This is a genomic window from Flaviflexus sp., assembly GCF_041440645.1.
Taxonomy (GTDB): Bacteria; Actinomycetota; Actinomycetes; order Actinomycetales; family Actinomycetaceae; genus Flaviflexus.
Genome location: NZ_JASDVN010000051.1, coordinates 9,998 through 32,245, shown reverse-complemented (window position 1 = coordinate 32,245; position 22,248 = coordinate 9,998). Strand labels below are relative to the sequence as shown.

20 protein-coding genes are annotated in these 22,248 nt (G+C 61.5%); 11 read left to right on the top strand and 9 right to left on the bottom strand.

Annotated features, from left to right (window positions below; translation table 11 throughout):
• Nucleotides 1-112 precede the first annotated feature (112 nt).
• Genes QMB98_RS07555 through QMB98_RS07530 form a run of 6 tightly spaced genes read right to left on the bottom strand, consistent with a single transcriptional unit; the run spans nt 113 to nt 5,032 of the window.
• Nucleotides 113-754 carry a hypothetical protein gene (locus QMB98_RS07555; protein ID WP_371685091.1) on the bottom strand — a complete coding sequence of 214 codons (642 nt, stop codon included), beginning with the start codon at nt 752-754 and terminating at the stop codon, nt 113-115.
• Nucleotides 751-1,737, bottom strand: coding sequence for a VWA domain-containing protein (locus tag QMB98_RS07550; protein ID WP_371685090.1), 987 nt, complete (start codon nt 1,735-1,737; stop codon nt 751-753). Before QMB98_RS07550 ends, QMB98_RS07555 begins: the two co-directional genes overlap by 4 nt.
• Complete coding sequence (locus QMB98_RS07545; RefSeq protein WP_371685089.1) at nt 1,734-2,741, bottom strand: hypothetical protein; 1,008 nt, start codon at nt 2,739-2,741, stop codon at nt 1,734-1,736. The genes QMB98_RS07550 and QMB98_RS07545 overlap by 4 nt, the downstream gene beginning before the upstream one ends.
• Complete coding sequence (locus QMB98_RS07540) at nt 2,735-3,151, bottom strand: hypothetical protein (RefSeq protein WP_371685088.1); 417 nt, start codon at nt 3,149-3,151, stop codon at nt 2,735-2,737. Before QMB98_RS07540 ends, QMB98_RS07545 begins: the two co-directional genes overlap by 7 nt.
• Nucleotides 3,144-4,040 carry a DUF58 domain-containing protein gene (locus tag QMB98_RS07535; RefSeq protein WP_371685087.1) on the bottom strand — a complete coding sequence of 299 codons (897 nt, stop codon included), beginning with the start codon at nt 4,038-4,040 and terminating at the stop codon, nt 3,144-3,146. Before QMB98_RS07535 ends, QMB98_RS07540 begins: the two co-directional genes overlap by 8 nt.
• Nucleotides 4,037-5,032: an AAA family ATPase gene (locus tag QMB98_RS07530; protein ID WP_371685086.1), complete on the bottom strand. Its 996-nt coding sequence runs from the start codon at nt 5,030-5,032 to the stop codon at nt 4,037-4,039. Before QMB98_RS07530 ends, QMB98_RS07535 begins: the two co-directional genes overlap by 4 nt.
• 73 nt (nt 5,033-5,105) lie before the next feature.
• Here QMB98_RS07530 and QMB98_RS07525 point away from each other — a divergent pair, with 73 nt between their 5' ends.
• The 3 genes from QMB98_RS07525 (at nt 5,106) to QMB98_RS07515 (ending at nt 8,831) form a co-directional block, all read left to right on the top strand.
• Nucleotides 5,106-7,100, top strand: coding sequence for a cytochrome c oxidase assembly protein (locus tag QMB98_RS07525; protein ID WP_371685085.1), 1,995 nt, complete (start codon nt 5,106-5,108; stop codon nt 7,098-7,100).
• Between the two features lie 65 nt (nt 7,101-7,165).
• Nucleotides 7,166-8,011 (top strand): hypothetical protein, encoded by an 846-nt coding sequence (locus QMB98_RS07520; RefSeq protein ID WP_371685084.1) that lies wholly within the window; start codon nt 7,166-7,168, stop codon nt 8,009-8,011.
• A 40-nt stretch (nt 8,012-8,051) separates the two neighbouring features.
• Entirely contained in the window at nt 8,052-8,831 is a 780-nt protein-coding gene (locus QMB98_RS07515; RefSeq protein ID WP_371685083.1) for a YwiC-like family protein, read from the top strand.
• A 216-nt stretch (nt 8,832-9,047) separates the two neighbouring features.
• Here QMB98_RS07515 and hisC read toward each other — a convergent pair whose 3' ends face one another.
• A complete protein-coding gene (gene hisC / locus QMB98_RS07510) occupies nt 9,048-10,106 on the bottom strand; it encodes a histidinol-phosphate transaminase (protein ID WP_371685081.1) in 1,059 nt (352 codons plus the stop codon).
• Nucleotides 10,107-10,141: 35 nt separating this feature from the next.
• Here hisC and QMB98_RS07505 point away from each other — a divergent pair, with 35 nt between their 5' ends.
• Nucleotides 10,142-10,525, top strand: a complete 384-nt coding sequence (locus QMB98_RS07505) for a phage holin family protein (RefSeq protein ID WP_371685080.1) — start codon at nt 10,142-10,144, stop codon at nt 10,523-10,525.
• Complete coding sequence (locus tag QMB98_RS07500; RefSeq protein ID WP_371685079.1) at nt 10,525-11,286, top strand: fructosamine kinase family protein; 762 nt, start codon at nt 10,525-10,527, stop codon at nt 11,284-11,286. The genes QMB98_RS07505 and QMB98_RS07500 overlap by 1 nt, the downstream gene beginning before the upstream one ends.
• Before the next feature lie 144 nt (nt 11,287-11,430).
• On the opposite strand, the gene QMB98_RS07495 is transcribed toward QMB98_RS07500, so the two are convergent.
• Entirely contained in the window at nt 11,431-13,113 is a 1,683-nt protein-coding gene (locus QMB98_RS07495; RefSeq protein WP_371685077.1) for a long-chain-fatty-acid--CoA ligase, read from the bottom strand.
• A gap of 320 nt (nt 13,114-13,433) precedes the next feature.
• On the opposite strand from QMB98_RS07495, the gene purB reads away from it, so the two are divergent.
• Together purB and QMB98_RS07485 are read left to right on the top strand one after the other, a co-directional pair.
• Nucleotides 13,434-14,771 (top strand): adenylosuccinate lyase, encoded by a 1,338-nt coding sequence (purB, locus tag QMB98_RS07490; protein ID WP_371685076.1) that lies wholly within the window; start codon nt 13,434-13,436, stop codon nt 14,769-14,771.
• Entirely contained in the window at nt 14,771-15,547 is a 777-nt protein-coding gene (locus QMB98_RS07485; RefSeq protein WP_371685075.1) for a DedA family protein, read from the top strand. Before purB ends, QMB98_RS07485 begins: the two co-directional genes overlap by 1 nt.
• A gap of 173 nt (nt 15,548-15,720) precedes the next feature.
• Here QMB98_RS07485 and QMB98_RS07480 read toward each other — a convergent pair whose 3' ends face one another.
• Nucleotides 15,721-16,659 carry a hypothetical protein gene (locus tag QMB98_RS07480; protein ID WP_371685073.1) on the bottom strand — a complete coding sequence of 313 codons (939 nt, stop codon included), beginning with the start codon at nt 16,657-16,659 and terminating at the stop codon, nt 15,721-15,723.
• Nucleotides 16,660-16,713: 54 nt separating this feature from the next.
• Between QMB98_RS07480 and QMB98_RS07475 the strand changes: the two genes are divergently transcribed.
• The 4 genes from QMB98_RS07475 to QMB98_RS07460 form a co-directional block, all read left to right on the top strand.
• The gene (locus QMB98_RS07475) at nt 16,714-18,147 is read left to right on the top strand and encodes a hypothetical protein (protein WP_371685072.1); all 1,434 of its coding nucleotides are present in this window, start codon (nt 16,714-16,716) and stop codon (nt 18,145-18,147) included.
• On the top strand, nt 18,144-18,386 hold the full coding sequence (locus QMB98_RS07470) for a hypothetical protein (RefSeq protein WP_371685071.1): 243 nt from the start codon (nt 18,144-18,146) through the stop codon (nt 18,384-18,386). Before QMB98_RS07475 ends, QMB98_RS07470 begins: the two co-directional genes overlap by 4 nt.
• A 12-nt stretch (nt 18,387-18,398) precedes the next feature.
• Entirely contained in the window at nt 18,399-20,987 is a 2,589-nt protein-coding gene (locus QMB98_RS07465; RefSeq protein ID WP_371685070.1) for a YbhN family protein, read from the top strand.
• A gap of 15 nt (nt 20,988-21,002) precedes the next feature.
• The coding region (locus QMB98_RS07460) for a DUF2079 domain-containing protein (RefSeq protein ID WP_371685069.1) at nt 21,003-22,248 on the top strand (1,246 nt) is incomplete at its 3' end.

The window sequence follows — 22,248 nt, the reverse complement described above, 5'->3', positions numbered from 1 at the left end:
CCTGCTGTTGACTCCTGCTGTTAGTCCCTTCCGGTGGGCCCGCCCTCAGGTGATAGCTGAGCTCGTGCTACTAGCTCTCTTGCTAACAGCTTCTCTTGCTATCGGTTCACTTCTACCAGTTCTCTTGGCGGCCTCCGCCACCGTTGCCGTATTCCTGTTCGCGCTGGCGCTGCTCGTTGGCTTCCCTGTTGCGTTCCTGGAGCTCGCGCTCCTGGGGATCTTGATTGTCCTGCTCGCTGTCTTGGTCGCCATCCTGGTCGCCGTCGCCATCGTTCTCGTCCTGGTCGCCGTCGCTCTCATCATCTTCGTCGCCGTCCCCGCCACCACCTGTGGCGTTCGGGTTCGGGTTCGGGCAGGTTTCAATGATGGCCTCTGCCTCGTCGTCGCGATCCGCTGCCGCATAACCGAGGTAGAGGTTGGCGCGAACAAGGCACTCGTACGAGTTAGGGTCCTTGACCCCTCCCTCAAACACTTCTGCCTCGGGAACGGTTTCGAGGGCTTCCTCGAGCTTGGCGATCCCGGCATCAACCTGGTCTTGCGCGAGAAGCGCGGTGCCCTGGCCGAAGTCGGGTCGCCACTGATCGATTGGGGAGATGCGTTCCGCGGTTGCGTAGTAGTCCTGGGCGGCGGCGTAGTCGCCTCGCTCGTACGCTTTCATGCCCAGCCACATGGAGCCCCAGATCAGGAGGGACCAGACCGCGAGAGCGGTGATGATCGTGCCGATCACGGCGGTGACGAGGTGATAGGTTTTCATACTCCCCTCCTCAGTGCCGCAAGCTTCGGGGTGAAGTACCAAAGCTCCCACCCGATGAGAACGATGAGGGCGAGGCCGATGGGCCAGAGCATCGGGTTGTAGATTCCGCGCTCCTCCCGGCCGTCTGCCGCGATCATGTCGACTGGGATGTCGCTCACGAGGTCTCCGGCCCCGCCCGGGCTGGTGCGGTGCACGTAGGTAATGTCGAGCTGCTCAGCCACGAGCTGGAGCGCCTCCTCGTCGATCTTGGAGATCCCGGGCTCACCGGTTTGCGGATCGTTGATGTACTCGGTTTCGTCCTCACCACCGTAGGAACGTCGCATGGGTGCGCCTTCCTCGGTTCCGTACCCAAAGACGTACCCATCGTCCACGTAATCGGCGAGCCCGCCATAATCCGGTTCATCGTCGCGAGAGGACTCCACGTGATTGGTACTTTCACCGTCGGTCAGCATGATGACGACACGGACGTTCTGCGGGTTGCGTTCCATGGAGGATGCAAGCGCCTTTTCGAGTTCGTCCGCGGGACGGTTGATCGAGGAGCCCTGCGAGTAGAGGGTCGATTCTCTGCGTGCCGTCTCCAGCCACGACAGTGCCGCTCTCGAGTCAGTGGTGAGAGGGAGCTGGGAGGTCGCGGTCGAGGAGAAGGCGATGATGGAGTATTGGGCTCCCGGGTTCGCCTCAATAATGTCCCTCATGTCGGCCTTGGCTCCCTCGAGGCGCGTGGACTCACCGTTCCAGTCTTCCGCACCCATCGATCCGGTCAGGTCAATGACGAAGTAGTATTCCGCGTTCGAGATCTGTTCCTGCGTGTAAATGGTGCTTGCTGGCGTGAGCCCGAGGAGTACAACGCACAAACCCATGAGGGCGCGCCTGATCCAGGTGGGGGTGTCTTTGGAGCGCCGCCACCCAAGTACACAAAGCGTTCCGAAGAGGACAGCAACGAGGAGGGTGGCCCAGACCGGCCACGCGTGTTCAAACGTCATATCCTAAACCGCCATCCCACGACCAGGAGCAGGCCAACACCGAGAGCGACCACGAGGGGCCACCACCCGGGAGTGTCCACGACGAGCGCGGTTGGGTCCGCATTCAAGTCCTCTGCCTGCTGGTTCTCGATCTCGGTTAGCAGCTGGCCCGCCGCCTCATCGTCGCCAGCCACAAAGTAGTAGCCACCGGCGTCCTCGATCTCCCGCTGCATCTCCTGGGCTTCCCAGTTGTTCGTGCCGTAGTAGGTCTCGATGTACATGCCGTGCACGGTGATGTTCCGCTTCTCAGCAAAGTCCATCGCCTCCGACAGGGAGTAGATCTGCGCCTCGGGGAACGACACCTCGTTGTCGGTCGCGAGGATGATCGTGCGGGAACGCTCCTCCTCAGGTTGATCAAACTGAAGGGCACAGTTCGCGACACCGTCACCCACGAGGGAGGCTCCGCCCGTGGACTCAAGGAAGGTGCCCGCGGTGAACTCGTAGTACTCGCTCGGATGAGCGGGGGTGTCGGAGTATCCCGTGGTTTCCAGGGCGTACGCGCCCTCCAGGAGCTTCTCCTTGACCAGCTCGTAGTCGCTCGTCAGTGGGAAGACCACCTGGGAGTTCGAGTTCCAGATGACAAGGGCGATGCGCTCACCCTGGAACTCGTCGGTCATGGCGGCAAGTGCCTCCATGACCTCAACATCGAAGCCGATGACGGAGCCGGACACGTCGAGGCAAAGCACGATGTCGCGGCTCGCCAGTTCCTCGTCCCGTGTCTCCACGCTATGCGGCCTCGCAACAAGAACCGATGCGGCCACCGCGACAACGGCGAGGAGGGTCGCGACAAGGACACCTGCGATGCGGAGCTGGCGGATGCGTGCACGGTAGCGGGGCAGGAGCCTGCCCGGCAGCGTGTGCGCCACGTACACGGCATCCACTTCTCGGTGACTGCGTGACATCCACCGCCACACGAACACTCCGATGAGGAGCAGGGGAAGGAGGAGCGCCCAGCCGTTTACCATGCGCCCACCACCTCCTTGGCTCGCTCAGCGAGAGGATCAATGACATCGGTACTGTCCGGACCAAAGGAGGGCTGCTCGAGAACGGTCAACAGGTCGCTGAACTCCCGATATCCGGTGCTCCTTCTGATCTCCTGCACGGACAGTGAGGTCATGTCCGTGCCGGATAGTTCCGTGCCGAAGTCGCGCAGGAGCTTCGCCAGGGAGAGCGCAAACACTCGAGCATCACCCGAATGCTGGTGCCGGAGACCGTCGATCTTCTTCCGCCACTTGTTGACGTTCGGTTGCGGACGAGACTTCTTCCGGTCCCGCACCCGCCACGCAATCCACAGGGCAAGGACCGCGAACAGAGCGATCGCACCCACCATGTAGAACGCCGACGCCTCGAACGGGGGGATCAGATCCTCAGTCACGGGTCCCCCTCCTCAGCATGTCGACGAGGAAGGGCACGACCTCATCGGATGAGTTGACGACCGTCTGAGTAATGCCGAGGCCTCGCAGAAGCTGATGGGCCTCGTTGATGGTGGTTTGTCGGTACTGGAAAAGCATGCGAGCCAGCTCGGGGTCCTCACGAGCAAAGGCCGGAAGCACCACTCCCTCGTTGATGTCGATCATCCGATCGACGCCCTTGACCGTCATCGGCATGTCAGCCACCCGCACAACAAGGAGTTCGTGGCGGGCACGGACCTTGCGGAGCGTATCCAGATCGTCTTTTGTTGGCCACGCCTCGTCCGTGACCAAAACGATGAGAGTGCGGAGCCGAGTCAAGGTCAGGACGCGTTCAAGAAGACCGCTCACATCGGCCGGTGCAGTGGCCTCCTCGTAGGCCTGAGCGGCCCTGTTCAGGAGGAACTCGAGATGATCGTGACCGTGGCGAGCGGGCAGAGCCTGGTTCATGTCCCGATCCCCCCACACGAGTCCGAGCCGGTCTCCCCTGCTCGAACCGAGGTAGGCCAGGACATCGGCGGCCCACAGGGCAATCTCGGACTTGCGTTCCCCGGAGGGAGCCGACGCCAGCATCTCCACACCCATGTCCAACACGAGCTGCGTGAACACGTCGGATTCTCGCTCAAACCGGCGAATGATCGGGTGGCCGGCTCGGGCCGAGGACTTCCAGTCGATCGAGGACACGTCATCACCGGGGCGATACTCGACCTGATCTTCAAAGTCGATGCCGTGGCCGGTGAACATGGAGGCGTGCTGACCCTCCGAATGACCGACGGCCCTTCGGATCGTGGGTAGCTCAAGCCGCGCCCGCACGAGAGCCATGCGGGAGGAGGGGCTACGCCTACGTGGTGTCATGGTGTGGGCACCGCCGCGAACACGTCGTCGATGATCTTCTCGGGCGGAATGTCTGCCGCGAGCGCATCGTAGGTGCGGATGAGGCGGTGCCGGAGCACCGTGTGACGGAGCGCCTTGATGTCGTCGGGAACCACGAAGTTCCTGCCCTGGGTCAGGGCCAACGCTTGGCCGACCCGCATGAGAGCCAGGGAGCCACGAGGGGATGCGCCGACGCGCACGTGCCTGCGCAGGTCCGCGATGGGGCGCGGGCCACCTCCTCGGGTCGTGTTGATGAGGGCAACGACGTAGGCCTTAATCGACTCGTCAACGTAGACGCGGCTCGAGAGTTCCTGAAGAAACAGGACATCGGAAGTGGTGACGGGTTCAGCGTTCGACCGGCCAAAGTCGCGTTCCGCTGTCCTCGTGAGAATATCGATCTCGTCCTGGGGGCTCGGGTAGGTGAGGATCTCCTTGAGGAGGAACCTGTCCATCTGCGCCTCGGGCAGAACATAGGTGCCTTCCTCATCGACCGGGTTCTGGGTGGCGAGCACCATAAACGGGTCGGGCAGCTTGTAGATCGTGCCGCCAATCGAGGTCTGCCGTTCCTGCATGGCCTCCAGCATCGCGGACTGTGTTTTTGCTGACGATCGGTTGATCTCATCGAGCAGCACCATATTGGCGTGCACGGGCCCGAGCTGGGTCGAGAACTTACCGGTCTCGTACGTGTAGATCTGAGTACCCACGATGTCGTTTGGCATGAGGTCGGGCGTGCACTGGATCCTCGAGAACGAACCCGAGATGGCCTCCGAGAGGGTTGTGGCTGCCGTGGTTTTTGCCAGTCCTGGCACCGATTCAAGAAGCACGTGCCCCTTGGCAAGAAGGGACACAATGAGGGCGCGGTAGAGGTCTTTCTGACCGACAACGGTGGCGGAGAAGATGTCGTGAATGCGTCCGAGAGCGTCGCGTGCCCTGGCCATTTCTTCCGCGGCGATCTTCCCGTTAGCTACCTGCATGATGCTCCTCGCTTCTGTCTGTTACGGGTTTCATTCCATCACGCCTACCTGAGATAGGGCATAACCTGGTGGGGTGACCACTACCCAGCGCTTGCTCGCTCCTACCAGTATCTCCTGGCCGATTGTGATCGGTGTACTCGCGACCATCGGAGCCGGACTCTCGACCGGAATTTTTGCCGAAGGGTTGCTTGCAGACCCTGGAGCGGTCACGAGATGGGCTGTCCCGATTTTCACGTATGCCCGAGATTTCGTTGCGGCACTCACGTTTGGCGGCTTCCTCATCGCAGCAACCGTGTATTCGCCGACCACGGCGGAGAGGCCGCGCAAGAACCTCACCTATGACGCTCCCGAGTGGGCTGCGATCCTCACGTTCTCCCGCACCTCCGCTGTCCTGTGGCCGGTGATGGAGGTTGCGCTCCTCATCGTCACCTACTCGTCGGTGGCCGGGGCACCTCTCTCCGACCCGTCCATCGGAGCCGGCCTGTGGCAATTCATCACCGACATCGAACTGGGCCAGATCATGGTGTGGTCCGTCATCCTCGCCGTCCTCACGTCACTCGTTGCCGTCATGTCCTCCACGCTCGCGGGCGCGGCATCGGGGTTGGCGATGTCCGCCGTCACCATGGTCCCGATCGCGCTCACCGGTCACGCATCCGGCGCAACCGACCACACTCTCGCGGTCTCCTCGATCTACATTCACCTGCTCGCCATGTCGGCCTGGGCCGGTGGCCTCATCGCCTTCCTCATGACCACGCCCCGTACGGGCAGGCTCAAGACCTACACGCAGCGCTACTCCTCGATTGCGGCGTGGGCACTGGGGCTCACGATCTACTCCGGTTTCCTCGCCGGCTTCATCCGCTTCAACACGTTCTCGGAGCTCTTCACCTCCGACTATGGCAGGCTCCTGCTGCTGAAAATCCTGGCCACCGGGGTGCTGGCGCTCGCGGGCCTTGCACACAGGAAGCGCACGATCGCTCAGATCGAGGACACTCCACGCCCCTTCACGAGGATCGCGGCCGGTGAGGGCCTCATCCTGGCCGGAGTCATTGGCGTGGCTGCGGCCCTGTCGAACTCGGCTCCCCCGGTGCCACAGGATCCGGTCCCGGATCCCACGCCCGCGTTCCTGCTGTCGCAGAACCCGCTCCCGCCCTACCCGGAAACCGTCAACTACCTCACCGAGTGGCGGCTTGAGCCGATCCTGGCCCTTGTCTCAGTTCTCGGCATCGTTCAGTACGTGCGGTGGGCACGGAGGCTGAAGGCCCGTGGCGACAAGTGGTCGGGTATGCGTACGGCTTCCTGGATCATCGGCATGGTCACGTTCTTCTGGGTGACAAACGGTGGTCCCGCCGTGTACGGCGCGGTCCTCTTTTCCGCCCACATGTTCATGCACATGGTGCTCGCCATGGTCATCCCGATCCTCCTTGTATTGGGTGCCCCCGTGTCTCTCTTGTCCCGCGCTGTGCCGGCCCGCACCGATGGTTCCCGGGGCGGACGCGAGATCATCTTGGCCGTGGCTCACTCAAAGTACGGTGGCTTTTGGGCGAACCCGGTCATTGCCGGCATTAATTTCGCGGGTTCGCTGGTCCTGTTCTACTTCACGGACCTGTTCTACATTTCGCTCACCACCCACGTGGGCCACCTACTCATGGTCGCGCACTTTACATTGGCGGGATACATGTTCGCGAACGCCCTCATCGGTATCGACCCGGGACCGAAGAGACCCCCCTATCCCCTCCGCCTACTCCTTCTTTTTGGAACGATGGCGTTCCACGCCTTCTTCGGCATCGCCGTCATCTCCTCCACATCAGTTCTTGCCAACGAGTTCTTTGGCTGGCTGGGCCTCCCCTGGGGTGTCAACGCTCTTGCCGACCAGGAGGTTGGTGGCGCCATCACCTGGGGTATTGGCGAGTTCCCGACCGTCGTGCTTGCCATCGCTGTGGCCGTCATGTGGGGCAAATCGGAGGACGTGAAGGCGAAGCAGAGCGACCGGCGAGCCGACCGGGATGACGATGCTGAGCTCAAGGCATACAACGACATGCTGGCCGCCCGAGCCAGGCGAGACCGCTGATTTGTTTCACGGTGTGCCAGTATTGACCTATCCTTGTTCGGGAAGTTCCGACGATTTGAGTACCTATGAGTGATCCCAATAATCCACAGCAACGCGGCTTAAGCTCCGGCATCAAGACCGTGCTGATCCTCCTCGGCATCATTCTCGCCATTGTCATTTTCTTGATCTGGTCCGCCATCATCCGTGGCGGCACCGAACTCGTGACCCAGGCAGCCACTCCCACGACCAGCACGGAGCAGGAGTCAACCGATCAGGAAAGCACCGAACCGGCCGATCCCCTCGTCCAGCCCCGCAACGCCATCATCGCCATCGTCGATGCTCCGTCGTGTGAGAGTGCCGAGACTGACGCACGTGCGCTGTCCGAGTTCGTCACGGTTGCCGAGCAGGAGGGTGGCCTTGCCGACGACGATCGCCAGCTCATTATCGACACCCTGAACAAGGTTGACGACACGTGCCCGAAGAACTTCACCCTTGAGATGTCGAGTCTCATCTCGGGCGCTGGTGTGCCCCTCTCCCTCGCCGACATCACCGACAACACAGACTGGATCACGAAGGAACGTCCCGCACCCGCAGGAGCCGAGGCACTGACCGACTTCTCCACCAGCAACCGCAACATTCACTGCACGATGGAAGATACTCGCGTTGCCTGCTCGATCTACGCGTACTCGTTCCCGTCAGTCCCAGACACGTGCGAAACCTACACCCAGACCTTCAACGTTGGGGAAGCAACCGACGCCGATAGCCTCTGCGCGTGGCGAGTCCAGTCCGACAACGTCAAGAACGGCGACGGCAACTACGCAAACGACACCTTCGCGTGCGAGGTGCGCGGCAACGGTAGCACCGTCGAGTGCTGGTCGCAGCTCTCGGGCCGCGGCTTCGAGGTCAGCCGAGAGTCCGGCCGCACCTTCTAAGGTCCCTCTTGGGGCCGGAATGTTCCGGTATAATTAAGGTATGTCATCAAAAGGATGGGTACCGAACTATCACGGCGCATGGGCAATGATTATCGTGCCCCCGTTTGTGGGCACGATCCTTTCCTCCTTCCATCCTGAGCACCTGCTCCTGCTGGTCACGTGGTGGATCGGCTACTTTGCTTTCTTTGCGACAGGGCAGTGGCTTCGGTCGAGAAGGAAGCAGCGGTACCTCAAACCCGTCCTTGTCTACGGAACCCTTACTCTGATCGCGGGACTGACTCTCGCCATCTTTGTACCCGGGATCCTCATCTGGATCCCAGTCTTCGCACCCCTCGTCGCCATCACACTCTGGCAGTCCATGCAGCGCAAGGACCGCTCCCTCCTCAACGATGTCGTAACGGTCCTGGCAGCGGGACTCCTCACTCCCGTCGCGTTTCATCTCGCAACCCTGCTGGGCACACTTCCGGCGGGCAGGCACGGATGGGAGGCGTGGGACTGGATGTGGCTCGCCACGGCCTCAATCACCGCCTACTTCATCGGCACCGCGTTCTACGTCAAGACCAACATTCGCGAGCGCGGGAACGAGAGATTCTTCTGGATCTCTGTCGGCTATCATGCCGTCTTCGCCATCGCCGCAACCGTTCTCGCGATCATGGGAATCGTTCCGATCCTGCACGCGCTCGTGTGGTGGGCGGTCACGGCCCGCACCTACGGGGTTGCCTCCTATTCGGCAAGGATCGGCAGGCGAGTATCGGTCAAGGCTATTGGGATCTGGGAGGTTGTCACCACCCTCGCCATCACCGCCTCCCTCCTCATGTGAAAAGCAGAAAAGAAGCTACGCGTAGTGGCTGACCAGAGGCGGATGACCTGCGGTGCAGGACAAGCGGCGGGGGAAAAGAAGCCGATGACCAGAAAAGTACGGTAGCTCCCGATGTCGCCCCGCTTCCTGTCGGCACTGCCGGTCAAGGAAACGGTGGGTGATAGCGATAGAAAGACCACCGGGAACGTGGCTATCAAGCCACGAACCGGGAGCGCACTAGCCGCGCTGTGAGTACTCCGTGGCCGCGGCGATGATACGGTCGTTTGCTTCCTCGCTGCCAATCGTCACGCGCACGCCGTCACCAGCGAAGGGACGAACCGTGATGAGGTGGCGGTTAGCGACCTCAACGAAGGGCTCCACGTCTGTCATAGCGAACCACACGAAATTTCCCTGAGAACGGGGGATCTTGTATCCGAGGCCGTCGAGGGCCTCGAGCAGGCGTTCCCTTTCGGACACGATGAAGTCGCTACGCTTCTTCACCTCGTCGGTGTCGCCGAGAGCGGCGATGGCGGCGGCCTGTGCGAGGGTGTTGACGCCGAAGGGGGTGGCGATTGCGCGCAGAACCTCAGCAACTTCCGCGTGAGCAAGGGTGTATCCGATCCTCAGACCAGCCAGGGAGTACACCTTCGAGAAGGTACGGAGGATGATGAGGTTCGGGTGGGACTGCAGGAGCTCTTCGGACCGCACTGGGTCCTCAAGGCGAGCAAAGTCAATGTATGCCTCGTCGAGAATGACCGGGATTGAGGAATCGACGCGACCAAGGAAGTCCTCGAGTTCCGTGTGGGTGAAGGCCGTGCCCGTCGGGTTGTTCGGGGAGCAGAGGAGGATCGCGCGGGTCTTGTCGGTGACAGCCTCCGCCATCGCCACCAGATCGTGCTCACCATCGTCCGTCACGGGCACCTGAATTGAGACGGCGCCGGCGAGAGTGACTGCGATCGGGTACGCCTCGAAGCTTCGCCACGCCATGACGACCTCGGTGCCCGGGTCACAGACCGCATCAACAATCTTCTCGATCATGTTGACCGAGCCGTTCGATACCGCCACCTGAGCAATGTCGACGCCATGGAAATCGGCGATCGCCTCACGCATCGCAACCGCTCCCATGTCCGGGTAGGCGTTGAGAGTGTCGAGATCCCGGTCGAGAACAGAGCGCACTGCCTGCAGGGTTCCAAATGGCATTTCGTTGCTCGACAGCTTGATGATGCTCGGGTCAGACCCTGGCTTACCGGCAACGTAGGCGGGAAGGTTTGTCAGGTCGGATCGAAAGTAGCTCATGCTCTCATCATGCCTTGCCGAGTAGAGTTTCTGCCATGAAGTTCATTGTGCGTACAGTCATTACGGCGCTCGCCCTCTGGTTAACGAGCCTGATGCTTCCGGGCATCACGGCACCGGAGGCTCAGAGCGACGGCCAGCTCGCCCTCTACCTCCTGGGAGCCGGCGCGATCTTCGTCGCCATCTCCGCCATCATCCGTCCCGTCGTCGTTGTTCTCTCCATCCCCCTCTACATTCTGACCCTGGGACTTTGGGTATTAATTGTCAACGCACTCATGCTCATGCTCTCCAGCTGGCTCGCCAACCAGTTCGGGTGGGGGCTCACGGTCGACAGCTTCGCCTGGGCGATCGCGGGCGGTTTCGTCATTGCCGTGATCCTCATGGTTGTTGACTGGTTCCTTCCCAGGGAGTTCCGCAAGTAGTGTCCGAGTTCGTCAAGAGAGGATCCCGCCGCCAGATCGCATTCGAGGCGGCGGGACTGCGCGACCTCAAAGCCCATGGCGCCCTCGTCGCTGAACTGGCCTGGGTCAAGGACACCTCTCTTGCCACCAAGGCGATCGACCACGTGTCACCAACTCCAGGGCACGCCTACGAGTTCGGTGCCATGTTGGCTCGCCTCCACGAGCACGGCTCGAACCGCGTGTTTGGTGAGCCCCCTCCCGGATTTGATCTCCAGGCTTTCGGTGCGGGAACCATGGGAGAGGAAGCCCTGCCCCTCGTGACAGGCGGGGAACGCAGCTGGGGTGAGTTCTATGCGGAGGACAGGATACTCCCCTACCTCTCTTCAGCCCTGACCAATCACTCCATCACCCACGAGGGCGCGCAGATCATCGAAACCCTCTGCGAACGCCTGAAAGATGGCGCGTTCGATACCGATGATCGGCCCTCGCTCCTTCACGGCGACCTATGGTCCGGCAACGTCCTCTGGTCGCCAGCGGGCGGTGTCCTCATCGATCCTGCCTCCCACGCCGGCCACCGAGAATCCGATCTTGCACAGCTCACTGTCTTCGGTGTTTCCCACTTCCCGCAGATCATAGCCGGCTACGAATCCGTCCATCCTCTGCCTACTGGTTGGCAGGAACGGACCGGACTCCACCAGCTCCACATTCTCATCGTCCACGCCTCCCTCTTCGGAGGCAGCTACGGCAACCAGACAGTCAGCACAGCCTCCCGATACCTCTGAGCAAGCAGACCCTAGACAAAGCTGTGTGGGCGGATCGATCGATCCGCCCACACCCTTGCTTCCTTATGCTTCCGCAGAACCCTTACCCATGGTCCCCCATACCTGCGTTCCGTTGATCTTGGTCGGCAGGAGGGTTCGTCCCTGCTAGTTCTTGAGCGACGGCTCCAGCTGGGCCTTGACCTGCTTGCGCAGGACTTTCCCGAGCATCGACTTCGGCAGTTCCTTCATGACCGTGATGCGGCGAGGAACCTTGTAGCGTGCCAGGTACTGGCGGCAGAACTCCCTGATCTCCTCAGCATCCAGGGTCTGACCCGGAGTGACAACGACGGCTGCCACGACCTCTTCACCCGATTTGCTCTCGATACCGATGACGGCAGCATCCTCGATTGCTGGGTGACGAACCAGCATGCCCTCAACCTCGGAGGGCGACACGTTGAAGCCACCCGTGATGATGAGTTCCTTGACGCGGTCAACAATCGTGGTGAAACCGTCCTCGTCGACCGTGACAATGTCACCGGTGCGGAGCCAGCCCCCGGGGAGCAGGGTCTTCTTCGTTTCCTCCTCGTTCTCCCAGTAACCCGAGAACACCTGGGGACCCTGGATGAGAAGCTCGCCCTCTTCGCCCTGCGCCACCTCAACGCCCGGATCCTCAATGTCCACGACCTTCATGTTGGTCGACGGGAAGGGAATGCCGATCGTGCCGGTGCGGCGCGTGGGGTGGAACGGGTTTCCAAGTGCAACGGGGGATGCCTCGGTCATGCCATACCCCTCGACTAGCAGGCCGCCGGAGAGAGACTCCCACTCTTCAACCACATCGTCCGTGAGCTTCATGGCTCCCGAGATGCAGTACTTGGCGGAGGCGAGGGAGATGCCGCGTTCGCGGGCGCGTTCCGCGGTCTTGCGATAGATCGGGGGAACCGCACAGTAGATGGTGGGCGGGTGCTTCTTAACCTCGTCGAGCACCATGTCCGCATTGAACTGGGGGAACAGCACGAGGTTCGCCTGCTTGAGGATGCCGAAGGTCAAGTACAGGGTCATGCCGAATGCGTGGAACATGGGAAGGAGCGCGTAAGCGTTCTCCTTGCGTTCTTCCGCTCCGAGCATCCATGCCGCTCCCTGGCGTGCGTTCGCGTAGAGGTTGCGGTGCGTGAGTACCGCTCCCTTCGCGGTGCCGGTCGTTCCCGAGGTGTACTGAATAACAGCAATGTCGTCGACCGTGGGCTTGGGATGCGATGTGCTGAGTGCGGGGTTCTTCAGGAGCGAGCTGAAGGCGACGGTGCCCTCGGTCTTGGCGGTGAGTGCTTCCTTCTTTGACTTGAGGGACTTGACCGGGAGGTTCAGGGCGAGCCTCTTGACTGCCGGGAACTCCCCGAGCATGTTGACGGCGACGATCGCGTCGAGACCGAACTCGGGACCGGAGATCTTCTCTGCAGCCTTGTCCCACGCGATGGCAACCTTGGCGCGGTGATCCTTGAACTGCGCCAGAAGTTCCCTGCTCGTGTAGAGCGGGTTGTGTTCGACAACGATGGCGCCGAGTCGGAGCGCCGCATAGAACGAGATGACGTGCTGGGGGCAGTTGGGCATGACCAGGGCAACCCTGTCACCCGCCTCAACACCAAGCCTTCGGAGTCCCTCGGCTACTGCCGCGACCTTCTCGCCCAGCTGCCTGTACGTTGTTTCCTTGCCGAAGAAGGTCATGGCGGGCGAATCCTGCCCACCCGCGACCGCGGTTTCGAAGAGTTCGACCAGTGAATCGGTCGGCATTTCGATCTCAGCCGGAACCCCCGGCTGGTAGTGCTGTGTCCAGGGTGCCACGTCATGAGTCATAGTCTTATCTTTACCACTTGCGCCTTTGATTGCTAGGACATTCCGCATGTCACAACAGACCGTGACGAAACAGGCTCAGGCAATCACCAGAAATGCTCCCATACGGGACTGCAGGTGTCCTCCTGACACGAAATAGCTGACCCCTCCGCTTTCGGCACTGTCACGAACGGAGCTGTCATACGCGCCGCTGTCGTGACCGCATCGCAGGCGCCTTCTGAACCGCACGCGACTCTTCAAAGCCGCTCACAGCTGATGCGTGTGAGGCGTTCGTGATGGACTACTCGAGCGTGAGAGCCACTCCCGCGACTAGCATGTTGCCCATGAGCACTCTGAGTCCGCTAGATGGTCGATACGCCGAATACGTTGCCCCACTCGTTGAATACCTGTCGGAGGATGCCCTCAACCGGGCCCGCGTGACAGTCGAAGTCGAGTGGCTCATTTACCTCGTTGACACCGGCATTCTGCCCGGTGAGTTCACTCCCGAGGAACGCGAAGAAATGCGCAACATCGTGGTGGACCCGAAGGAACTGGCCGAGATTGAGGCCGAAACCCGCCACGACGTCAAGGCAGTCGAATTCTACCTGCGCAAGCGCGTCAAGTACCCCGACATCGTTCACATCCTTTGTACTTCGGAGGACATCAACAACCTTGCTTACGCGCTGACGATCAAGGAGGCCATCGAGAAGGTGTGGCTGCCCGCGGCACGCCATCTCTCCGATGAGATCGCTGATCTTGCGAAGGCACAGCGCAACCAGCCGATGCTGTCCCGCACCCACGGCCAGACCGCCACCCCCACGACGCTGGGTAAGGAGATGGCGGTGTTCTCGTGGCGCCTCAGCCGTCAGCTGGAACGCATCCACCGGACCGAGTACCTGGGCAAGATCAACGGCGCGACCGGCACGTACGGCGCCCACGTTGTTGCCCTTCCCGAGGCGGACTGGCCCAAGCACTCCCGCGCTTTCGTTGAGTCCCTTGGCCTCACCTGGAACCCGCTCACCACCCAGATCGAATCTCACGACTGGCAGGCAGAGCTGTACGCGGACGTGGCTCGCGTCAACAGGATCCTCCACAACTTCGCAACCGACGTGTGGACCTACATCTCCCTCGGCTACTTCCATCAGAACCTGGCGGCACAGGGATCGACCGGTTCGTCGACCATGCCGCACAAAGTGAACCCGATCCGCTTCGAGAACGCTGAAGCGAACCTAGAGATTTCCTCGGCACTTCTTGACACTCTGTCCGCGACTCTTGTCACCTCCCGCCTGCAGCGAGACCTGACGGACTCGACCACCCAGCGCAACATTGGTGTGGCTCTTGGCCACTCCCTGCTCGCGATCGACAACGTGACACGCGGACTCGCCGGACTCGATGTTGATGCCGCTGTGCTGGCCCGCGACCTCGACAATTCGTGGGAAGTTCTGGGAGAACCCATCCAGCAGGCGATGCGTGCCGCCTCCATCAAGGGCGCGGAGGGCATGGACAATCCGTACGAGCGACTCAAGGATCTCACCCGTGGCCAGAAGGTCACGGAGGAGGTCATGAGGGACTTCATCAAGTCGCTCGGCATTCCCGAGGACGTTGAGGCTCGACTACTCGAGCTCACCCCAGCGGGTTACACTGGCCTAGCTTCGAAACTCGTCGACTACTTGGGAGAATAATGGAACAGGATCTTACTGGCATTGCTGGGTGGGCAGTCAGTGTCATGGAATCCCTCGGGGGATTCGGTGCTTTCCTTCTCATTGCGCTTGAGAACCTCTTCCCGCCCCTTCCGTCGGAGATCATTCTTCCGCTGGCCGGATTCACCGCATCCCTTGGCTCTCTCACTCTCATCGAGATGATCATCTGGTGCACCGCCGGCTCCGTTGTTGGTGCGTGTGCACTATACGCGGTTGGTGCGGCCCTGGGTCGCGAACGCACCCGCAAGATCATGGGCGCACTACCTCTCGTCAACGTCAACGACATCGTCAAGACCGAGGCGTGGTTCGATAAGCACGGCAAGTGGACGGTGCTTCTGGGCAGGATGATCCCGATCTTCCGTTCCCTCATCTCCATTCCCGCCGGTGTGACTCGGATGCCGCTCGTGATCTTCACCGTGCTGACGCTCACCGGTTCCCTCATCTGGAACACGGTCCTGATCTACGCCGGCTACATTCTTGGCGAGAACTGGTCTCGCGTTGAGGGCTGGGTTGGCATCTTCTCCCGCATCGTCCTCATCGCCATCGTCGTCTTCCTCGTCTGGTGGATTGCGCGCCGCACGCTCCGCAACATCAAGCTGAAGAAGGAAGGCGCCGACCCGAACGCAGTCGACGCCGAGGTCGCTAACCACACCGACACCACGGACCAGTCCGAGTCCGTCGATGCCGCAGGTTCCACGACCGTTTCGTCCGATCACGACTTCGGTGGAGATGATCCCGAAACCGAGGATCGTCCCTAGGTATCACGGTTCTCTTCACTGAGGACAAGCAAAAGACTGGGAAGGTCGGGCAATTTGCCCGACCTTCCCGTTTGTCTACTTCTCTTGCTTACTTCTTCTCTAACCTATTTCCCGTCCCGTGCGGGACTCGTGTCAGTGCAGGGTGTCCCGTGCCACTCAGCCAGTGGCTATGTCTAGTCCAGTGACTGGCGCTGGGTCTCGAGGTAGGTGAAGATCGCTCCCTCTCGCATGGCCCAGGGGCAAATCTCGAGGCGATCAACCTTGAACGCCTTCATGGCGCGCAGGGCAACCTCTGCACCTGCCACGATCTGGTAGGTCCGCTCAGGAGTGATGCCGGGGAGGGCGGTACGTGCCGATGCCGGCATCTCCGCCAGACGATCGACCCAGTCCTCAAGGTCGGAACGGGACATGCGGCGGCGTTCCGTGGGACCCACGACGGCAACGAGCTGGCCTGCGAGACGGGCGAGGGAGCGGAAGGTCTTCGAGGTGGCTACGACGTGGTCGGGCTTGGGAAGCTGCTTGAGGGAATCGGCGAGGGGCTTCATCTCCTCCTTGATGTACTTCCGCATCACCTCCAGCTCATCCTGCTGGGGCGGGTCGTGCTTGAGGTAGCTCTTCGTCAGTCTGCCGGCACCGAGCGGCACGGAAGCTGCGAACTCCGGGTTCTCGTCGATGCCGTAGGCGGCCTCGAAGGAGCCACCACCGATGTCGAGAACGAGAAGACGTCCGGCTGCCCAGCCGTGCCAGCGGCGTGCCGCAAGGAACGTGAGGTCGGCTTCTTCCTTACCGGATAGAACGGAGAACTTGATTCCAGCGAGCTCTTCAAGGCCCGCGAGAACCTCGGGACCGTTGGCGGCTTCGCGCAGTGCCGAGGTGGCGAGACCGATGACTTCTTCGGCACCGAAACGTTCAGCGAACAGCATGGCTCGCTTCACTGCCTCCTGGAGTGCTTTCACCCCCTCGGGGTTCACCGTGTTGTCATCCTCGAGGTACATCATGAGGCGCACAACGGTGCGATCGTCGGCCGCGGGCGCGGGCCGTGCACCGTAGTGGGCATCCACCACGAGCATATGGACAGTGTTTGATCCGATATCAAGTACTCCAAGACGCATGCCGTAACTCTAATGCAGTAGTCTCGGTTATGGACCATAAAAGATTGAGGAATCGTGTCGAATACTTACTCTCTTCCCCTGACGCAAGGACAGATCAACGGCTACCTGATAAACGGACTCGACTATATTTCGGGCCTGGCAGTCGACTCTGAAGCACTGGACGAGATCAACAGCATCGAGGAAATGATCGAGCTGTTCCAGATCGGATTCAAGGGTAGCCCCTTCCAACCGGACAAGGACTTCTACGTTCTTGAGCTCGTAGCCGGACCGCTCGTGCAGTCCCGCCACGCCGTTGGCCCCCTCCACCCGGAGGCGTTCCTTGGCGGCGTTTTCGAGGTCATTCCGTTCGATGGCTCGGGCCAGGCCTCCGCCGGCAACGTGACCACGGATCTGCTGTGGGTTGAGCCCGCACGCGTAACCGAGGGTTCCTCGATCTGGAAGTACTCCCCCGATTCCGATGAGCCGGAGATGGTGGCCGCCTACCACGGCGTTGCCTACGGTTGGGAAACCGAGGAGGGTTTCAAGGCCATCGTTCCCTCGAACTTCCTTGGCCTCGTCATCAAGAGGTCCTGGGGCGAGATCCCGTGCGACGTTGAACTTGAGGACGGCAAGCCCGTCGCCGTCACCCTCGTAGCTCCCGCCCTGCCCAGCCAGGAGGCCGGCTTCGAAAAGATCGAGTCCGGCCTCTACGCGAAGCGCATTGCCTACACGGAGGACATGGAAATCTACGAGGCACAGAAGATTGCCAAGATCGACAACGTACCTTCCCGCGTGCTGCGCCCCATCCGCCGCGACGGCAACACCCTTCTCGAAGTGCAGTCGCTCCTGCCCGACGCTCCCTACTCTCGCGCCAACGGCTTCTCTCGCTACGCGCCGACCGTGTTCGTCAAAGCTGTCCCGATCGAGGGCGTCAAGGCGCAAGCGCGAGTTGCAACCCCGAAGCGTTGGGAGATCGACGAGATCGTTCCCGCCGTTCCGGAGGACATGAAGAACCGCGACCTATCGGACACCAAGGCCCTGATCCCTGACATCTTTAAGCTGATCGTCAACACGGCACCGGCCAACTTCGACACCATCACGCTGTTCATGCAGATCGTTGGCAACCACTTCGTGTTCCTGGGCGAATACTCGGTAAACGGCAAGACGGAGCGCATCAAGTCGATTCCGACCGCGATCGTGCACTACACGCGCCAACTCAAGCGCAACACGTACACGGATGAAGAGGGCGGCTTCTACGTCGCGAAGTTCATGTTCGATTCCTCCGGTACCGGCAACTTTGGTTTCAACAAGACCGACAAGCCCTCCTGGGCCGCACAGGTCCCGGTTGACGAGTGGGAGAAGGACCTCAAGGAGTACCCGCGTCCCGCTTCTCAGACTCCTGACTGGCTGATTGATGCGATCAATGGCAAGCTTTTCAAAGCGCGGGATTCCGCTGGCACGAACGACGGCGAGAACGATTCCGCAGGTCATGGCGAGGAGGGCGAATGATTCAACTCATTCTTTCGGGCATTAATGGAGACAACGATGTTGCTCGAGTGACGGACTCGCTCGCCAACATTGGTTCCCTCAACCAGGTCATGGTGACTCTCGGTCACGACTCACGTGCGACCGTCATCGTGACCGGCACGGCCTCGGACGAGCAGTTGCAGGCCGCCATTAGCGAGGCCGGGACCTTTACGATCGAACAGATTGAACGCGAAGGACTCGAGCCTTACAGGGCCCGGTAACACTTACTGCTCATGAACCGTCGAGCAGCTCTCCTCGTTGATTCCGAGGACCGGTGGATCCGGCGCCCGAACGACCTTTTCGGCGCCCTCGGCTCCCTCTTGGGAATCGTTGTTGTCTTGGCCTTTTCGGTCTATGCGTCGACGACGGCGTTTGCTGTCACGACGGACCTCCACGAGGTCACCAACGACTTCATTGCCACCGTCTTCCTTGTTCCCATCAACGTGCTCGAAGGGCTCCTCACCTTCTTCGCTCCGCTCGCAGTCCTTGTCGAACTCACGTGGACGCGGCGATGGCGGGCGTTGACCAGCTCGATCCTCGCCATGGTTCTTGCCGGGGTCCTGTCCAATCTGTCGGTGTGGTTCCTCAAAGAATACCTGCCGGAAGCTCCGATCACGAACACGATCGCGGTCGCCGTCGAGGGGCAGGCGATCATCCTGCTCGTGCCGTACATGGCGATCATTGCGGCGCTCTGCACCGCCGCGGGCACCAGGGGATCCTTGGTTAGCGTGCGGTGGACGTGGCCGCTCTTGTGGATCGCTGTTGTGCTCTCGATCCTGCAGGGGCAGCAGACACTGCCCGGAGCCATCTCGATCGTCCTCATGGGCACGATGGTGGGTCAGCTCGTCCTGTTCGTTGTGGGCACGGTTCCGGAGCGTGCGAGCGGCCTCAACCTCGTTCGCCTGTTCCGCAGGGCCGGTGTCGATGCCGTCGAGATCGTGCGTGTCGACCGCGACATTGTGCGTGACGACCTGGCAGCGTGGCGCGTCACCACGAACACCCTTGTCGGCTACCTCGACCGGTTCGGTATCGAGCAACTGCAGGAGTTCATCGACCGCACCTTCGACCCCATCGACATCGTGGACGAGGATTCGAAGTCCGAGTCCATCGTTCCCGAAGCCGTCGCTGACCCTGTTGCGGCCTTTGATGACTACCAGAACTTCACGGTGCCACGATCGGAAACGATCTCCCGCAACTACGTCCTCATCGACTCCTCGGGGGTTGCGCACCACGCCTCGATCCTTGACGGCGACCGTCACCTCCTCTCCTGGCTGTCCGCCCTGTGGTCCAAGATCCGCCTCCGCATCCAGTACCGCCGCTCCGACGCGTCGATCCACGACACTGCGGACCAGGTAGCGCTCATGACGCTCGCCGCCCAACACAACGGCATCGTCGGACCAGACCTTGTGGGTGTTGCCTCCTCCGACGATTCGGTCGTCATCATGACGAAGCTTCTGCGGGCACCCACGATCGACACGGTTCCGGAGGAGGACCTGACCGATCAGGTGATCGACCAGCTGTGGGAGATCCTGACGAGGGCGCACGCTGGTGGACTCGCCCACCGCAACATTCACGCCGACGCCGTGCTCATCGACAACGGCGAACTGATCCTCACGAACTGGCACGACGGCACCATCGCCGCCTCCGAGGTATCCAGGTACATTGACCTCGCTCAGGGGCTGTCGATGATCGCCGGACTCGTCGGACCCCAGCGGGCCATCGACTCCTTTACTCGCAAGCTCGGCACCACCCAGCTCATGACGACCGCCCCCGTCATGCAGCGTAGCGTGCTCCCCAGGCAGACCGTCAGCAGCCTGTCGAAGGAGGCCGCGAAGGAGCTCCGGGAAACCATCTCGCAGATGGTTCCCGCCACCGAAGGCAACCAGCAGATTGACGTCCGCAGGTTCTCCCCCAAGACCGTCATCTCCGTCATCATCGCCGTGGTCGCGATCTACATTCTGCTTGGCTCCATCAACTTCTCGGAGCTGTGGGAGGCACTCAAGCAGGCGAACCCCGCGCTCATCGCCTTCGCCTTCGTGGCGGGCTCCGTCCTCACCTACTTCGGTGCCGCTCTGCACCTCAAGGCGTACACGCCCGAGAAACTACCGCTTGGTGAGACCGCCCTCGTGCAGGTCGCGGCCTCGATCATTACTCTCGTGGTGCCGGCAGGCATTGGTCCCGCGGCACTCAACTTGCGCTACCTCAACAAGAAGGGTGTCTCGACCACCCTCGGTGTTGCCACGGTGTCGCTCGTGCAGATCGCCCAGCTGCTCACAACAATCATTTCCCTTATCCTCATCTCGCTCCTCACGGGTGAGATTGGCAGGCTGTCGCTCCCTTCTGGTTCGCTCATGCTGTCGATCCTCGCGATCGTCGCCATCATCGCGGCCCTGTTCCTCATCAAGCCGCTTCGCCGGTGGGTGTTCACGAAGATCCGACCCACCTTCGACCAGGTGTGGCCACGCGTGGTCTGGTTGACGACGCACCCGAACCGCATCCTGCTCGGTATCGTCGGTTCGCTCCTTCAGTCGATCGGTTTCATCACCGCCTTCGGCCTCACGCTCGCCGCGTTTGGGTACTCGCTTCCGATCATGACCCTTGCGCTCACGTTCCTCATCTCCAACACCCTGGGTTCGATCGTTCCCTCCCCCGGTGGTATCGGTCCCGTGGAAGCGGCCCTCACGGGTGGTCTTGCCGTGGCCGGCATCCCCTACTCGATCGCCCTGTCCACCGCCCTCATCTACCGCCTCCTGACCTTCTGGGGCAGGGTGCCGTTCGGCTGGTTCGCGCTCCGCTACCTGCAGCGCAAGGACCTCGTGTAGCCATGGGGAGCCCCCGTGACTAGGAGGCTGCTGCCGGCGGGTTTCACCCTTGTAGCCTGCGTTCTCTACATCTGCCTCTCGTGGGTCATGTGGTCCAACCAGATCTCACCATCCTGGGATCTGGGTATCTTCACGCAGCTGGCCAAGGCGTACGCTAATCTCGAGGCACCGATCGTCAACATCAAGGGCGACGGTTACAACCTCCTGGGTGACCACTTCCATCCCATCCTGGTCACCCTCGCACCCTTCTATTGGCTCTTCCCCTCCGGCTCCACACTCCTCATCATCCAGGCCGTGCTCTTCTCGGCCTCCGTGTGGCCGATCGTCAGTCTCGCCCAGGAGAAGCTTGGCAGGTTCCCCGCCGCCCTCGTCGGCTTCTCCTACGTCATGTCGTGGGGTCTGCTGAACGCTGTGTGGGCACAGTTCCACGAGATCGCCTACGCCGTGCCCCTCATCGCCTTCGGTCTCGTGTGGTGGGTGCGCGGGAAAACCACTCCCGCGATCGTTGCCTTCTGTCTACTCGTGTTTGTCAAGGAGGACCTGGGGCTGACCGTGGCGGCCTTCGGCGCCGCCATCTATCTCCGGGACCAAACCCATACGAATCTCAAGCGGGGCGGCTTCCTCGTGGCCTGGGGCCTCATCTGGTTCCTGCTCTCCACCCTGGTCCTGCTCCCTGCCCTCAATCCGCAGGGGCAGTGGGACTACACGGACAACCTGTCTCTGGCGGACCAGTTGATGTTGGGGATGGGGAACAAGCTCATCACCATCGTTCTCCTCATCCTCGCCGCCGGCATCATCGGCCTGCGCTCCCCCTTCATGCTCGTCATGCTCCCAACGCTCGCGTGGCGGTTCGTGGGCAACGTTGAGTACTACTGGGGTTGGGAGTTCCACTACTCCGCGGTCCTCATGCCAATGGCCGCCGTCGCACTCATCGACTCCGCACAAGGGTATTGGAAGAAGCTCGGCCCGGGCATTGCCGCTACCGCCACCATGCTCATGCTCTCCCAGACCCAGATCCAGCTCCTGTGGGACCACGAGGGATACGTCAGCGACGCAACAGAGGCCATCGAAATCGCATCCTCCTACGACGTCGTCGCCGCCGACACCACCCTCCTTGCGTACCTCGTGCCCAACACCAACGTCTACTACTACGGCACGCTCGGGGATGTGGAACCCGATGCGATCGCCATGAACTGGTGGCGCCTCGGAGAGGACCTGGAGGCGTGGGCGGAGAGGCTGTATGGCGGGAACTGGATCATCG